Source organism: Pseudomonas sp. PGPPP1 (assembly GCF_002255865.1).
GTDB lineage: Bacteria > Pseudomonadota > Gammaproteobacteria > Pseudomonadales > Pseudomonadaceae > Aquipseudomonas > Aquipseudomonas cremoris.
In genome coordinates this window covers 65,949-79,486 of sequence record NZ_NKIG01000007.1, presented here as the reverse complement: position 1 = coordinate 79,486, position 13,538 = coordinate 65,949, and the positions used below count along the sequence as shown (strand labels likewise).

Annotated in this window: 11 protein-coding genes; 4 read left to right on the top strand and 7 right to left on the bottom strand. The window is 61.0% G+C overall.

Annotated features, from left to right (window positions below; all coding sequences use genetic code 11):
• Positions 1 to 142: 142 nt before the first annotated feature.
• The gene (locus CFE47_RS10905; protein WP_286837077.1) at positions 143 to 1,471 is read left to right on the top strand and encodes an OprD family outer membrane porin; all 1,329 of its coding nucleotides are present in this window, start codon (positions 143 to 145) and stop codon (positions 1,469 to 1,471) included.
• Positions 1,472 to 1,579: 108 nt separating this feature from the next.
• Positions 1,580 to 2,617 (top strand): L-glyceraldehyde 3-phosphate reductase, encoded by a 1,038-nt coding sequence (mgrA, locus tag CFE47_RS10900; RefSeq protein ID WP_286836932.1) that lies wholly within the window; start codon positions 1,580 to 1,582, stop codon positions 2,615 to 2,617.
• Between the two features lie 126 nt (positions 2,618 to 2,743).
• Here the strand turns inward: mgrA and tauD are convergent, their stop codons facing one another.
• The 7 genes from tauD to CFE47_RS10865 all read right to left on the bottom strand — a co-directional run bounded on the left by tauD (position 2,744) and on the right by CFE47_RS10865 (position 10,971).
• Positions 2,744 to 3,580: a taurine dioxygenase gene (gene tauD / locus CFE47_RS10895; RefSeq protein ID WP_185704582.1), complete on the bottom strand. Its 837-nt coding sequence runs from the start codon at positions 3,578 to 3,580 to the stop codon at positions 2,744 to 2,746.
• A gap of 11 nt (positions 3,581 to 3,591) precedes the next feature.
• Complete coding sequence (tauC, locus tag CFE47_RS10890) at positions 3,592 to 4,428, bottom strand: taurine ABC transporter permease TauC (protein ID WP_185704584.1); 837 nt, start codon at positions 4,426 to 4,428, stop codon at positions 3,592 to 3,594.
• Positions 4,425 to 5,204 (bottom strand): taurine ABC transporter ATP-binding subunit, encoded by a 780-nt coding sequence (gene tauB / locus CFE47_RS10885; protein WP_124526214.1) that lies wholly within the window; start codon positions 5,202 to 5,204, stop codon positions 4,425 to 4,427. Before tauB ends, tauC begins: the two co-directional genes overlap by 4 nt.
• Positions 5,205 to 5,220: 16 nt before the next feature.
• Positions 5,221 to 6,198 carry a taurine ABC transporter substrate-binding protein gene (gene tauA, locus CFE47_RS10880; protein ID WP_185704586.1) on the bottom strand — a complete coding sequence of 326 codons (978 nt, stop codon included), beginning with the start codon at positions 6,196 to 6,198 and terminating at the stop codon, positions 5,221 to 5,223.
• A gap of 267 nt (positions 6,199 to 6,465) precedes the next feature.
• Entirely contained in the window at positions 6,466 to 8,049 is a 1,584-nt protein-coding gene (gene gshA / locus CFE47_RS10875) for a glutamate--cysteine ligase (RefSeq protein WP_286836926.1), read from the bottom strand.
• Between the two features lie 214 nt (positions 8,050 to 8,263).
• Positions 8,264 to 8,647, bottom strand: coding sequence for a PaaI family thioesterase (locus tag CFE47_RS10870; RefSeq protein WP_286836924.1), 384 nt, complete (start codon positions 8,645 to 8,647; stop codon positions 8,264 to 8,266).
• Positions 8,647 to 10,971 carry a Tex family protein gene (locus tag CFE47_RS10865; protein WP_185704592.1) on the bottom strand — a complete coding sequence of 775 codons (2,325 nt, stop codon included), beginning with the start codon at positions 10,969 to 10,971 and terminating at the stop codon, positions 8,647 to 8,649. Before CFE47_RS10865 ends, CFE47_RS10870 begins: the two co-directional genes overlap by 1 nt.
• Before the next feature lie 357 nt (positions 10,972 to 11,328).
• On the opposite strand from CFE47_RS10865, the gene ompR reads away from it, so the two are divergent.
• On the top strand, positions 11,329 to 12,069 hold the full coding sequence (ompR, locus tag CFE47_RS10860) for an osmolarity response regulator transcription factor OmpR (protein ID WP_185704594.1): 741 nt from the start codon (positions 11,329 to 11,331) through the stop codon (positions 12,067 to 12,069).
• Between the two features lie 117 nt (positions 12,070 to 12,186).
• The gene (locus CFE47_RS10855; protein ID WP_185704596.1) at positions 12,187 to 13,500 is read left to right on the top strand and encodes an ATP-binding protein; all 1,314 of its coding nucleotides are present in this window, start codon (positions 12,187 to 12,189) and stop codon (positions 13,498 to 13,500) included.
• Positions 13,501 to 13,538: the final 38 nt, after the last annotated feature.

Sequence of the window (13,538 nt, the reverse complement as noted above, 5' to 3'; positions counted from 1 at the left end):
TCTTAAATATAATTTCATCCGTCATAACCGCGTTTTGACGCGCAACTGTCATCTGGCCACTGCGTAATTGTGTGAAGCGTTTGACGCTTTCATTTCAGAACAGTGACGGAGACCGGTAACAATGAAGACGTTATTAAGCCCTATGGTGGGTGCCGCCATGGCGAGCTTTATGCTGTCCGCCCATGCCGATTTTATCGATGACAGCCACGCCGATGTGACCCTGCTCAATCGCTATCTCAACCAGCAAGGTCGTGATGTGGTGAACAGCAACGCCAAGGCTCACAGCATTCGGGATTGGGGCCAGGGGTTCGAGTTCAACTTCAAGTCCGGCTACACCGACGGACCAGTGGGTTTTGGTCTTGATTTGCAGGCGTTCTACGGGTTGAAACTGGATTCCGGCGGCGACCTCAACGACAAGGATCACCAGGGCCGTTACCCCGGCAGCATGTTCCCGCTGGACAACGGTAAATCCGCCGACCAGTTCGGCGTGCTCAGCCCGACGTTCAAGATGCGTTTCGCCAAGGATGAATTGCGCATCGGTACGCTGTACGGCAACAACCCGGTACTGGCCAACACCGACGGTCGCCTGTACCAACAGACCAACACCGGTGTGCAGTTGGTGTCCAAGGACCTCAGCGACTTCACCTTCACCGGCGGCGATATCCTCAAGACCAAGATCCGCAACGAAACCGGCGACCAGGGCATGATCACGGCCGGCGGCACCAAAGAAAGCGACCGCTTCCTGTTCGGCGGCGCTGACTACACCGGCATCCAGAACACCACGGTCAGCCTGTGGTATTCGAACCTTGAGGACTACTACCAGCAGTTCTTCCTCGGCGCCAAGCGCCATGACGCATTGTCGGTGGGCGCGATCGACACGGATATCCGCGTGTTCCGCAGCCTCGGCGTGGGTGGCAACGCCGATGGCGACAAGGACTATGCAGCCAGCGGTCTCTACGAGGACGGCGTGAACAAGGGCCGCATCAACCAGACCACCGCCAGCTTGCTTGAGAGCTACAGCCTGGACGGGCATACCGTCGGCCTGGGTATCCAGAAGAACAGCGGCGACAGCGACTTCCCGTACCTCGACTCCGGCCTGAACAGCGGCGATAACCGCCAGGGCCCAGGCTCAGGCGCCGACACGCCGGCACTGACCAACATGCAGTTGAACAAATTCCAGCACGCGGGTGAGCGCACCTGGCTGGCTCAGTACAAGTATGACTTCGGCAAGCTCGGCCTAAACGGCCTGACGTTCTCCGCCGCCTACGCCCATGGCGACGACATCCGCACCGCGCAAGGCAACACCAGCGAATGGGAACGCAACGTTGCAGTGGCGTACCAAGTGCCCACAGGTACCCTCAAAGGCCTCGGCGTGACCTGGAAAAATGCCCATGCCAGCCCGGACATTACCGGTGCCACCGTGCAGGATGAAAACCGCTTTTATGTCAGCTACGTCGTTCCACTCTGGTAGGAAATTGCTGTAAAACGGAAGGGCAGACTTAAGCGATTCAGCGGCTTAAAAGGCCTGGGAATAACCTTATTCCCAGGCCTTATTTGCCCTAAGCCCAGAGAGGATTCGATGACGTACATTGCTGCCGAAAACCGCTATGAATCTATCCCGTATCGCCGCGTAGGCCGCAGTGGATTGGTGCTGCCTGCACTGTCCCTGGGGCTGTGGCACAACTTTGGCGACAGCACCCCGATCGACACCCAGCGCGCGCTGCTGCGCACCGCGTTCGACCTGGGTATCAACCACTTCGACCTGGCCAACAACTACGGCCCACCGTACGGCAGCGCCGAGATCAATTTCGGCCGTTTGCTGCGCGAAGATTTCAAGCAGTACCGCGATGAGTTGATCATCTCCAGCAAGGCAGGTTGGGACATGTGGCCAGGCCCTTACGGCCAGGGCGGCGGTTCGCGCAAATACATCCTGGCGAGCCTGGACCAGAGCCTGCAACGCCTGGGCGTCGACTACGTGGACATCTTCTACTCCCACCGTTTTGACGCCGACACCCCGCTGGAAGAAACCGCCAGCGCCCTCGCCACTGCCGTGCAACAAGGCAAGGCGTTGTACATCGGTATCTCGTCGTATTCCGGGGTGAAAACCCGCGAAATCGCGGCCCTGCTCAAAGAGTGGAAAGTGCCGCTGCTGATCCACCAGCCGGCCTACAACCTGCTCAACCGCTGGGTGGAAAAAGACCTGCTGGACACCACCGAAGAGCTCGGTGCCGGGGTGATTGCATTCACGCCGTTGGCGCAGGGTTTGTTGACCGACAAATACCTCAACGGCGTACCGGCGGATGCACGCGTGAACCGCCCGGGCGGCGGGTCGTTGCAGGCCAAGCACTTGTCCGAAGCGAACATTGCCCACGTGCGTGCACTGAATGAAATCGCCCAGCGTCGTGGCCAGAGTTTGGCGCAATTGGCCCTGGCCTGGACCCTGCGTGATCCACGGGTGACCAGTGCACTGATCGGCGCCAGCCGACCGGAGCAGATCATCGAGAACGTCGGTGCGTTGAAGAACTTGAGCTTCAGTGCAGAAGAGCTGGCGGAGATCGACCGGTTTGCCCAGGAAGGCGGGATCAACTTGTGGGAAAAGCCATCCACTGCTGAGTAAAAGGCAGAACGCGGTCAATGTGGGAGCGGGCTTGCTCGCGAATGCGGTGTATCAGTCGCTGAATCTGTTGACTGACACGCCGCCTTCGCGAGCAAGCCCGCTCCCACATTTGTTCTTCAGTGTGGCTTAGAACGGTACGTCGCCCAGAATCGTCGCCCGGTGCATCACCCGCCGCTGGGGCCGGTAATCATCCACCGCGTAATGTTGGGTCACGCGGTTGTCCCAGAACGCTACGTCGTTTTCCTGCCAGCGCCAGCGGATGGTGAACTCTGGCCGTGTCGCGTGGGCGAACAGCAGCTTGAGAATCGCCTCGCTTTCCGCCGGCTCCAGCTCGTTGATCTTGGTGGTAAACCCATCACTGACGAACAGCGACTTGCGCCCGCTCACCGGGTGCGTTCGCACCACTGGGTGTGACAACGGTGGGTTCTTCTTGCGGGTTTCTTCCCAGCGCGCCAGGTCTTCGGCGGTGTTGCCAAAGCGCTCCAAGGGAAAGGATTTGGTGAAATCATGGGTAGCGGTCAGCCCGTCGAGCAAGCGCTTCAACGGCTCCGACAGCGCCTCATACGCGGCAATCCCACTGGCCCACAGCGTGTCGCCGCCAAATGCCGGCAGCAGCTTGGCGCTGAGCACCGCGCCGAGCGCCGGGGTGGGCAGGAAGGTGACGTCGGTGTGCCACACGGCGTTGTCGCGCACGTCGGTGACGGCGGTGTCGAGGATCAGCACTTCGGGCTGTTCCGGCACGTTGGGGTAGATCGGGTGAATATGCAGGTCACCGAAATTCGCCGCGAACCGCGCCTGCTGCTGCGGGGTAATTGGCTGGCCGCGAAAGAACAGTACCGAGTGCGTGAGCAACGCCTGTTCGATGGCGTCGCGCTGTTCGAGGTTCAGCGGCTGGGTGATATCGACGCCACTGATCTGGGCGCCCAGGGCGGTGCTTATTGGGGTAACGGTCAGGCTGCTCATGCGGTTCTCACTCAATGTGCCTGGCCATGCCACGGCACCAATTTACGCTGCAGGGCACGCAGGCCCATTTCCATGGCGAAGGCGATCAGGGCGATAACCAGAATGCCCAGCACCACCACATCTGTGACCAGGAACTGCGCCGCCGACTGCACCATAAAACCCAGCCCACTGGTGGCCGCGATCAATTCGGCGGCGACCAAAGTGGACCAGCCCACGCCCAGCCCGATGCGCACGCCCGTGAGGATGTCGGGCAGGGCGCTCGGCAGGATCACATGGCGAATCAGCTGGGCGCGGGTGGCGCCCAGCGACTGCGCTGCGCGCAGCTTGGCTGGGTCGACGGTGCGCACGCCGGTCGCGGTGGCGATGGCTATCGGTGCAAAGATCGCGAGGTAAATCAGCAGCACCTTGGACAGTTCGCCGATGCCGCACCAGATCACGATCAACGGCAGGTAGGCCAAGGGCGGGATCGGCCGGTAAAACTCGATCAGTGGGTCGAGAATGCCACGGGCGATACGATTGGAACCGATGGCAATCCCCACCGGCACGGCGGTCAGTACGGCAAAACCGAGGCCCAGCCCGATACGGCCCAGGCTCGCACCCAAGTGCTGCCACAGGGTGGAATCCATATAGCCGGTGGTCACCAGCAGCCAGCCTTTTTGCAGCACGGCAGACGGTGGTGGCAGAAACAGCGGTTCGATCAACCCCGTGGCGGTCACGGCCCACCAGAGCGCCAACAAAGTGACCAGCGTCAGCACGCTGATCCACCGCGTGCTCAGGCTGCGACGTACCGGAATAACCGCGTGTACCACCGGCTTGGCGGCGGTGGCGGGAAGTTCGTAGCTGCTCATGCGGACACCTGCCGTTGGGAGAACACTTTGCCCAGTACGTGTTCGCGGGTTTCGATAAAGCGCGGGTCGGACTTGATCGCCCGTGCCGACTCACCGGCGGCGTAGCGCTGGCCAAAGTCCAGGCTCAGGCGTTCGACGATTTGCCCTGGGTTGGGTGCCAGCAGGATCAGGTCGGTGGCGAGGAATACCGCTTCTTCGATGTCGTGGGTAATCAGGAACACCGGCTTGGCCGTGCGCCGCCAGACTTGCAGCAACAGCTCCTGCATCTGTTCACGGGTGAAAGCGTCGAGGGCGCCGAAGGGTTCATCCATCAGCAGCACGCGCGGGTCGGCGGCCAAGGCGCGGGCCAAGCCGACGCGTTGCTTCTGCCCGCCTGAGAGCTGCCAGATACGGCGGCTGTCGAAACCGGCCAGGTCAACCAATGCCAGCATTTCCCGGGCACGTACTTCTCGCTGCGCCTTGGGCACGCCGGCCAGTTCGAGGCCGAAGCCGACGTTGGCCAGCACGTCCTGCCAGGGCAGCAGGGCGTCGTCCTGGAATACCACGCCACGTTCGGCGCTGGGGCCCTTGACCGGCACGCCGTCGAGGGTAATGCGCCCGGAGGAGGGTTCGACAAAGCCGGCAATCAGGTTCAACAGCGAAGTCTTGCCACTGCCGGACGGGCCGAGGGCCACCAGCAATTGCTGGGGCCCCAGGTCGATTGAGATGTCAGACAGTACCGGTTCTGTGGCGCCTGGGTACTGTGCGCTGATGCGCTCCAGTTGTAGCAAGGCCATCGCGATGAACTCCTGATCAGTTAGTAATGAACTTGGCGCTGACGTAAGGGGCGTAGTCCGGCAGCACAGCGTCGACCTTGCCTTGTTCCTTGAGGAACGCAGCGGTATCGGTCACGGCCTTGGTGGTCGGGGCGCCCAACAGGGTCACCTGGTCAGCGGCCAGTGGGTAGACGTTGCCTTGTAGCAGCAGCGGAATATCGCTGGCCTTGGCGCCGGAGAGTTTCACCAGCTTGTCGACGTTGCCTTTGTCGGCGATCCAGGCCTGTGGGTCTTTGCGGTAGGCGGCGTAGGCATCCAGTGTGACCTTGGCGAAGGCGGTGACGATTTCCGGGTGCTTCTCGGCGAAGTCTTTACGCACGATCCAGGCATCGAAGGTCGGCGCGCCGAACTTGGCCAGTTCGCCGGAGGTGATCAGCACCTTGCCGTTTTCCTTGGCCACACCCAGGGCCGGGTCCCATACGTAGGTTGCGTCGATATCACCACGTTTCCAGGCGGCGATGATTGCCGGCGGAGCCAGGTTGAGGATGGTCACTTTCGACGGGTCGATGTTCCAGTGTTTCAAGGCTGCCAGCAGGCTGTAGTGGCCGGTGGACACGAACGGCACGGCGACTTTCTTGCCGATCAGGTCCTGCGGGCTGTTGATCCCCGAGCCGTTGCGGGCGACCAGGGCTTCGGCACCACCGATCTGGGTGGCGACGAGGAAGGTTTCCACCGGCACTTTACGGGTGATCGCAGCGGTCAGCGGGCTGGAACCGAGGTAGCCGATCTGCACGTCGCCGGAGGCGATGGCGGCGATGATGTCGGCGCCATTGTCGAATTTGCGCCAGTTGATCTTGGCGTTGGTGGCTTTTTCATACGCGCCGTCGGCCTGGGCAACTTTGGCCGGGTCTACGGTGGTCTGGTAAGCGACGGTCACATCCGCCGCCTGGGCAAACAGGCTGGCACCGGCCAGGGACAGCGCCGCCAAGAGGCGCAGAGGGGTCAGTAGTTTCAAGGGGGAAGCTCCTCAATCAGGCGGCCGAGGGTCGGCGTGTGAGGAGACTAAATGATCTAAGAACTCGAAAATAAATAACATTTTCGAATTAGCTTATGAGAAGAAAAGTGGACCTCTGTAGTGAGCGGGCTTGCCCCGCGCTGGGTGGCGAAGCCGCCCTATAATCAGGCGCCGCGTTTTTTCAAACTGAATGCGGCGTCCTTATTGGGGCGGCTTCGCCACCCAGCGCGGGGCAAGCCCGCTCACTACAGTCAGTACGTCAGGGTGTTAGTTACTGATCGCCAGGATGCTTGCCTGGTACGACCCTACAAACACATCAAAATCGCCCACTTCGTTCTGCTCCAGCTCCGCCTGCTGCGCCAGCGATGTACGCGCCAGCGTTTCAAAACGTGCCTGCTCCTCTGCCGGCAGCGGTTCGCTGCGGAAATGTTCGGCATGCACCTGGCTCTGGTGCAGGGAGAATTGCGCAAAGCTCTCTTTACGCTCGGCCATCGCTGCCAGCACCTGGGCCGACGGCGTCAGTGAGGGATCCTTGACCTTCGCCAGTTGGGCGTCCAGTGCCTGGCTGTGCTCGGTGATGCCGTGGCTTTCATCCAGCAGCGCAGCCAGCGGTGCGATTTTTTCCAGCAGCTCGGTAGCCCATTCCTTCATGTCCACAGGCTGGCCCTGACGCTGCAATTGCAGGCCCGGACGACGGCCTTCCTTAACCACACTGAGGAAGTTGGAGGTAGCGTTGCCGCACTCATTGCTGGCAAACAGCGGGCTGTCGTTCAGCGCGCAATACAGCAGGAACGCGTCGAGGAAGCGCGACTCTTGCAGGTCGATACCCATCGGCAGGAACGGGTTGATGTCCAGGCAACGCACTTCGATGTACTGGATGCCGCGCGCCATCAGCGCCTGGATCGGCCGCTCGCCGGTGTAGGTCACGCGCTTGGGGCGGATGTTGGAGTAGTACTCGTTTTCGATCTGCAGGATGTTGGTGTTGAGCTGAACCCACTCACCGTCTTTATGCGTGCCGATTTCGACGTACGGCGCGTAGGGCGTTGCCACTGCTTCGCGCAGGCTGTCGGTGTAGCTGTTCAAATCGTTGTAGCACGGCGTGAGGCCGGCTTGGGCATTGCTCTGGTAACCCAGGTCACTCATGCGCAAGCTGGTGGCGTACGGCAGGTAGAGGGTGTCGGGGTCTAGCACTTCCAACTGATGCGAGCGACCACGCAGGAAGCCGGCGTCCAGGGCTGGCGAAGCACCAAACAGGTACATCAGCAGCCAGCTGTAACGACGGAAGTTACGGATCAGTGCGATGTAGGCCGTGGACTGGTAATCGCGGTCGGTGCCGACAAATCCTTCAGTCTCCTTGAGCAATGGCCACAACTGTTCCGGCAGGGAAAAGTTGTAATGGATGCCGGCGATGCACTGCATGGTCTTGCCATAGCGCAGGGCCAGGCCCTTGCGGTACACGTACTTGAGCTGTCCGATATTGGAGGTGCCGTAGTAGGCAATCGGAATGTCTTCCTCGGCCGGCAACGGGCACGGCATCGATGGGCTCCACAGGTACTCGCTGCCGAGCTTGCTGTAGGCAAAACGGTGGATCTTGTCCAGGCTGCTCAGGGTGTCGGCCGGGTTGGGCAGGGCGGGAGTGATGAACTCCAGCAGCGATTCCGAATAGTCGGTGGTGATCTGTTCGTGGGTCAACGCGGCGCCCAGTGCTTCAGGGTGCGGCGTTTGTGCCAGGCGACCTTCACCTGTCACGCGTAGGCATTCACGCTCGATGCCGTGCAAGCACTGCTCTAGCAGGGAGAGGTGTTCGCGCTTGCCAAGCAGAGCCAGGCGGCGGTTGAGAAGTTCGCTCAAGTTGGATTCCTTCACGCGTCAGTCGCCCCAATATGGGGGTGGGCAGGACGGTCTACAAGGGTGAAGTTAAAACTGGCGTTTTCGCCTGGTTAACAGTCGATTTGACCCGCTCTGAAAAAGCCGACTTCACTCCATGAATTGGGCTATAGCGCAGCAAGAAAATTCCGACGCCGTGTGTGCAGCGCCGAAATTAACTCAAATCGAGGGTGGGGAGCTATAGGACAGCGAAGGTGCCTTGTGCTTTTGCGACCAGTTTTTCATCCTGGTACACATCCGCTTCGACCACCAAGGTGCGTCGGCCAGCGTGAATCACCCGGCTGATGCACAACACGTCACCGTTTTCCACGGCACGGATGTAGTTGATTTTGCATTCGATGGTCGCGCTCTGCTGGTCGAAACCATGGGAGCTGGAACAGGCCAGTCCCATCGTTATGTCCACCAGGCTGAAAATCGCCCCGCCATGGAGCTTGCCCGCGCGGTTGCGCAGGTGCGGCTCCAAGGTCAGGGCCACCTCGGCAACACCTTCTTCAAGGCGTTGCAGGCGGCAGCCGATCAGTTCGCTGAACGCGCTCTGGGTCAAACCGGCCGGCATCTCCATCAGCGTTTCTTCAGCTGTTTGGCGTTGGCGAACAGCGAGGCCATGGCGTTGTTGCTCGGCGCGGCAGCTGTCGTTTCCTTGCGCGGCGCATTGTTTTGCGACTGGCGCGGTGCAGAACCTGGGCGGGCGCCACGGGCACCGTCGATTTTCTCGCCGGGGGTGTCGCTCATGCGCATCGACAGGCCAACGCGTTTGCGCGGGATGTCGACTTCCATGACCTTGACCTTGACCACGTCGCCGGCTTTGACCGCTTCACGTGGGTCCTTGATGAATTTCTCCGAAAGCGCGGAGATATGCACCAAACCGTCCTGATGCACGCCGATGTCCACAAACGCGCCGAAGTTGGTCACGTTGGTCACCACACCTTCGAGGATCATGCCCAACTGCAGGTCCTTGAGGTCTTCGACACCGTCCTGGAACTCGGCGGTCTTGAACTCGGGGCGCGGATCGCGGCCAGGTTTTTCCAGCTCTTGCAGGATGTCGGTGATGGTGGGCACGCCGAAGGTTTCGTCGGTGTACTTCTTCGGGTCCAGGCGCTTGAGGAACGCGGCGTCGCCGATCAGCGAGCGAATGTCACGGTCGGTCTCGGCGGCGATGCGTTGCACCAGGGGATAGGCTTCCGGGTGAACGGCGGACGAATCCAGCGGGTTGTCGCCGTTCATCACGCGTAGGAAGCCGGCAGCTTGTTCGAAGGTTTTTTCGCCCAAACGCGCGACCTTTTTCAGCGCGGCGCGGGTTTTGAACGCGCCGTTCTCGTCGCGGTGGGTCACGATGTTCTGCGCCAGGGTCGCGTTAAGGCCGGAGATACGCGCCAGCAGCGCCACGGACGCGGTGTTCACGTCCACGCCGACGGCGTTCACGCAGTCTTCCACCACCGCGTCCAGGCCGCGGGCCAGTTTCAATTGCGACACGTCGTGTTGATATTGGCCGACACCGATGGATTTGGGGTCGATCTTCACTAGTTCGGCCAGCGGGTCCTGCAGACGACGGGCGATGGACACAGCGCCGCGGATCGACACGTCCAGGTCCGGGAATTCCTTGGAGGCCAGTTCCGACGCCGAGTACACCGATGCGCCGGCTTCGGAGACCATGACCTTGGTCATCTTCATGGCTGGGTATTTTTTGATCAGTTCGGCGGCGAGCTTGTCAGTCTCGCGGCTAGCCGTGCCGTTGCCGATGGCGATCAAGTCCACGGCGTGCTTGGCGCACAGCGCAGCCAGGATTGCCAGGGTTTGGTCCCACTTGTTGTGTGGCACATGCGGGTACACGGTGGCGTGATCCAGCAGCTTGCCGGTGGAGTCGACCACGGCGACCTTGCAACCGGTGCGCAGGCCCGGGTCCAGGCCCAGGGTGGCACGCGGGCCGGCCGGTGCGGCCAGCAGCAGGTCGTGCAGGTTATGCGCGAATACGTTGATCGCCTCGGTTTCTGCGCCGTCGCGCAGCTCACCCAGCAGGTCGGTTTCCAGGTGGGTATAGAGCTTGACCTTCCAGGTCCAACGCACGACTTCACCCAGCCACTTGTCCGCAGGACGGTTCTGATTCTGGATGCCGAATTGTTGACCGATCATGCCTTCGCATGGGTGCATGGTGCCCGGCAGTTCGTCGCCGACTTTGAGCGCAGAGCTGAGAATGCCTTCGTTGCGGCCACGGAAAATCGCCAGCGCACGGTGGGACGGCATGCTCTTGAGCGGTTCGTCGTGCTCGAAGTAGTCGCGGAACTTGGCGCCTTCTTCCTCTTTGCCGGCGATAACGCGGGCGCTGAGGATGGCTTCCTGCTTGAGGTAGGTACGCAATTTTTCCAGGAGGCTGGCGTTTTCGGCAAAGCGCTCCATGAGGATGTACTTGGCGCCTTCGAGGGCAGCCTTGACGTCGGCAACGCCTTTTTCAGCGTCGATGAAGCGTGCGGCTTCGGTGTCCGGGGTCAGCGACGGGTCGTTGAACAGGCCGTCGGCCAGCTCGCCCAGGCCAGCTTCCAGGGCGATCTGGCCCTTGGTGCGACGCTTCTGTTTATAGGGCAGGTACAGGTCTTCGAGGCGGGTCTTGGTGTCGGCGAGCTTGATGTCGCGCTCAAGCTGCGGGGTCAACTTGCCCTGTTCCTCGATGCTGGCGAGGATGCTGATGCGCCGTTCGTCGAGTTCTCGCAGGTAGCGCAGGCGCTCTTCCAGGTGACGCAGTTGGGTGTCGTCGAGGCTGCCGGTCACTTCTTTACGGTAACGGGCAATGAAAGGCACCGTGGAGCCTTCATCCAGTAGAGCGACGGCCGCTTCGACCTGTTGTGGGCGTACGCCGAGTTCCTCGGCGATGCGGCTGTTGATGCTGTCCATAAAACCACCTGAAATTCTGAAAGCAGCCCGGCAGGCCCGGAAAACAAGGCCCGGCGGTGCTGGTTGAGCGGCCCGACTGGCGCCGCTGCCTGGGTCAAGAGGCAGCCTATTGACCCTCGAAATCGAAAAAATCACGACAAGCGGGTGAAAAAAAGCCCGGCAGTAAAGGGTAACGATCTGACGTTGCCCTGCACGAAGGCGCCGCATTATAACCAGCGTTCTGCCCTTGGGGGGGATTGCGCCAGCGGTTGCAGGGCACGTGTTCGCTGGCGGTAGAGGAAAAATCTGCTAACAATGCACACGGTGCGTATAACGGCAGCTACGCCATAATGCGCGCCGAGATAAGAGGAGCATCCAATGAGCAGCACTGTACAAACTGCTGAAGGCGAAAAAATTCTCATCGTTGATGACGATCCTGGGCTGAGCAGCCTGCTGGAGCGTTTCTTCAACTCCAAGGGCTACCGTGCCCGCGCGGTGCCAAACACCGAGCAGATGGACCGCCTGTTGGGGCGTGAAGTCTTCAATCTGGTCGTGCTCGACCTGATGCTGCCCGGCGAAGACGGCCTGACCGCCTGCAAGCGCCTGCGCGGCGCGAACAACCAGATTCCAATCATCATGCTCACCGCCAAAGGCGATGAACTGAGCCGCATCAAGGGCCTGGAACTGGGCGCTGATGACTACCTGGCCAAGCCATTCAACCCTGACGAGTTGATGGCGCGTGTCAAAGCTGTACTGCGCCGCCAGGCGCCGCCAGTGCCGGGTGCGCCAGGTAGCGAAGATGAAAGCGTCACGTTTGGCGACTACGAACTGTCGCTGGCAACTCGTGAGCTCAAGCGTGGCGATGAAGTGCACATGCTGACCACCGGCGAATTCGCGGTGCTCAAGGCCTTGGTGATGAACGCACGCCAACCGCTGACCCGCGACAAGCTGATGAACCTGGCCCGTGGTCGCGAATGGGACGCCCTGGAGCGCTCCATCGACGTGCAGATCTCCCGTTTGCGCCGGATGATCGAGCCGGACCCGTCCAAGCCGCGTTATATCCAGACGGTTTGGGGCGTGGGTTATGTGTTTGTGCCGGATGGCACCGCAACCAAGTGACCGATGATTTGCAGAGACGGGTATCCTGGCGTTTGGCTCCATGAGGGGCGACGGGGTGCCCGGCGTCTGCAATTCTGCGAGCGCCGCTCGTTCCTGCAAGGTGTCTAGCTGTCTTCTATGAAAACCCCTCTGTGGTTCCCGCAAAGTTTCTTCTCCCGCACCCTTTGGCTGGTGCTGATCGTCGTTCTGTTTTCCAAGGCACTCACGTTGGTTTATCTGCTGATGAACGAAGACGTGTTGGTGGACCGACAGTACAGCCACGGCGTGGCGCTGACGCTGCGCGCGTATTGGGCCGCCGACCCTGAAAATCGCGAGAAAATCGCCAAGGCAGCGACGTTGGTACGTGTCGCTGGCGCCGGCGTGCCAGAGGGCGAGCAGCACTGGCCCTACAGCGAGATTTACCAACGCCAGATGCAGGCTGAACTCGGTGAAGACACCGAGGTGCGGTTGCGGATGCATGTGTCCCCCGCGCTGTGGGTGCGTGCGCCGAGTCTGGGTGAGGACTGGCTGAAAGTGCCGTTGTATCCGCACCCGCTGCGGGGACAGAAGATCTGGAACGTGCTGGGTTGGTTCCTGGCGATTGGGTTGTTATCCACGGCGTCCGCGTGGATTTTTGTGCGTCAGCTCAACCAGCCGCTTAAACGCCTGGTATTTGCAGCGCGCCAACTCGGGCAGGGGCGTAGCGTGCGTCTTCCGGTCAGTGATACGCCCAGTGAAATGACCGAGGTATACGGCGCCTTCAATCAAATGGCGGAAGACGTCGAACAGGCCGGGCGCGAGCGCGAACTGATGCTGGCGGGGGTGTCCCACGATTTACGCACTCCCCTGACGCGTTTACGGCTGTCCTTGGAGCTGATGGGCAACCATAACGACCTCACCGACGATATGGTTCGCGACATCGAGGACATGGACGCGATTCTTGACCAGTTCCTGGCATTTATTCGCGATGGCCGTGATGAGGTCGTTGAGGAAGTCGACCTTACCGATTTGGTTCGCGAGGTAGTTGCGCCTTACAACCAGAATGGCGAACAGGTGCGCACGCGCCTGGAGCCGATCCAGCCGTTTGCCTTGCGCCGGGTGTCGATGAAACGCCTGCTGAACAACCTGATCGGCAACGCTTTGCACCATGCCGGCTCGGATGTGGAAGTGGCGGCGTACGTGTCCGGTGACAGTGCCGCGCCCTATGTGGTGCTGAGTGTCATGGACCGCGGGGCGGGTATCGACCCTGATGAGCTGGAAGGTATCTTCAACCCGTTTACCCGTGGCGACCGAGCCCGGGGTGGCAAGGGCACAGGCCTGGGCCTGGCGATTGTGCGGCGGATTGCGTCGATGCATGGCGGCAATGTTGAATTGCGCAACCGTGAAGGCGGGGGCCTGGAAGCGCGGGTGCGCTTGCCGCTTGGGTTGATGCTGCCCAGGGATGCGGTCTAAGCAACACACACACAGGTCAAATGTGGGAGCGGGCTTGC

Coding starts and splice junctions, on each gene's coding strand:
- CFE47_RS10905 (WP_286837077.1), top strand. CDS start 143: ATGGTGGGTGCCGCCATGGCGAGCTTTATGCTGTCCGCCCATGCCGAT.
- mgrA (WP_286836932.1), top strand. CDS start 1,580: ATGACGTACATTGCTGCCGAAAACCGCTATGAATCTATCCCGTATCGC.
- tauD (WP_185704582.1), bottom strand. CDS start 3,580: ATGAGCAGCCTGACCGTTACCCCAATAAGCACCGCCCTGGGCGCCCAG.
- tauC (WP_185704584.1), bottom strand. CDS start 4,428: ATGAGCAGCTACGAACTTCCCGCCACCGCCGCCAAGCCGGTGGTACAC.
- tauB (WP_124526214.1), bottom strand. CDS start 5,204: ATGGCCTTGCTACAACTGGAGCGCATCAGCGCACAGTACCCAGGCGCC.
- CFE47_RS10870 (WP_286836924.1), bottom strand. CDS start 8,647: ATGGAGATGCCGGCCGGTTTGACCCAGAGCGCGTTCAGCGAACTGATC.
- CFE47_RS10865 (WP_185704592.1), bottom strand. CDS start 10,971: ATGGACAGCATCAACAGCCGCATCGCCGAGGAACTCGGCGTACGCCCA.
- ompR (WP_185704594.1), top strand. CDS start 11,329: ATGAGCAGCACTGTACAAACTGCTGAAGGCGAAAAAATTCTCATCGTT.
- CFE47_RS10855 (WP_185704596.1), top strand. CDS start 12,187: ATGAAAACCCCTCTGTGGTTCCCGCAAAGTTTCTTCTCCCGCACCCTT.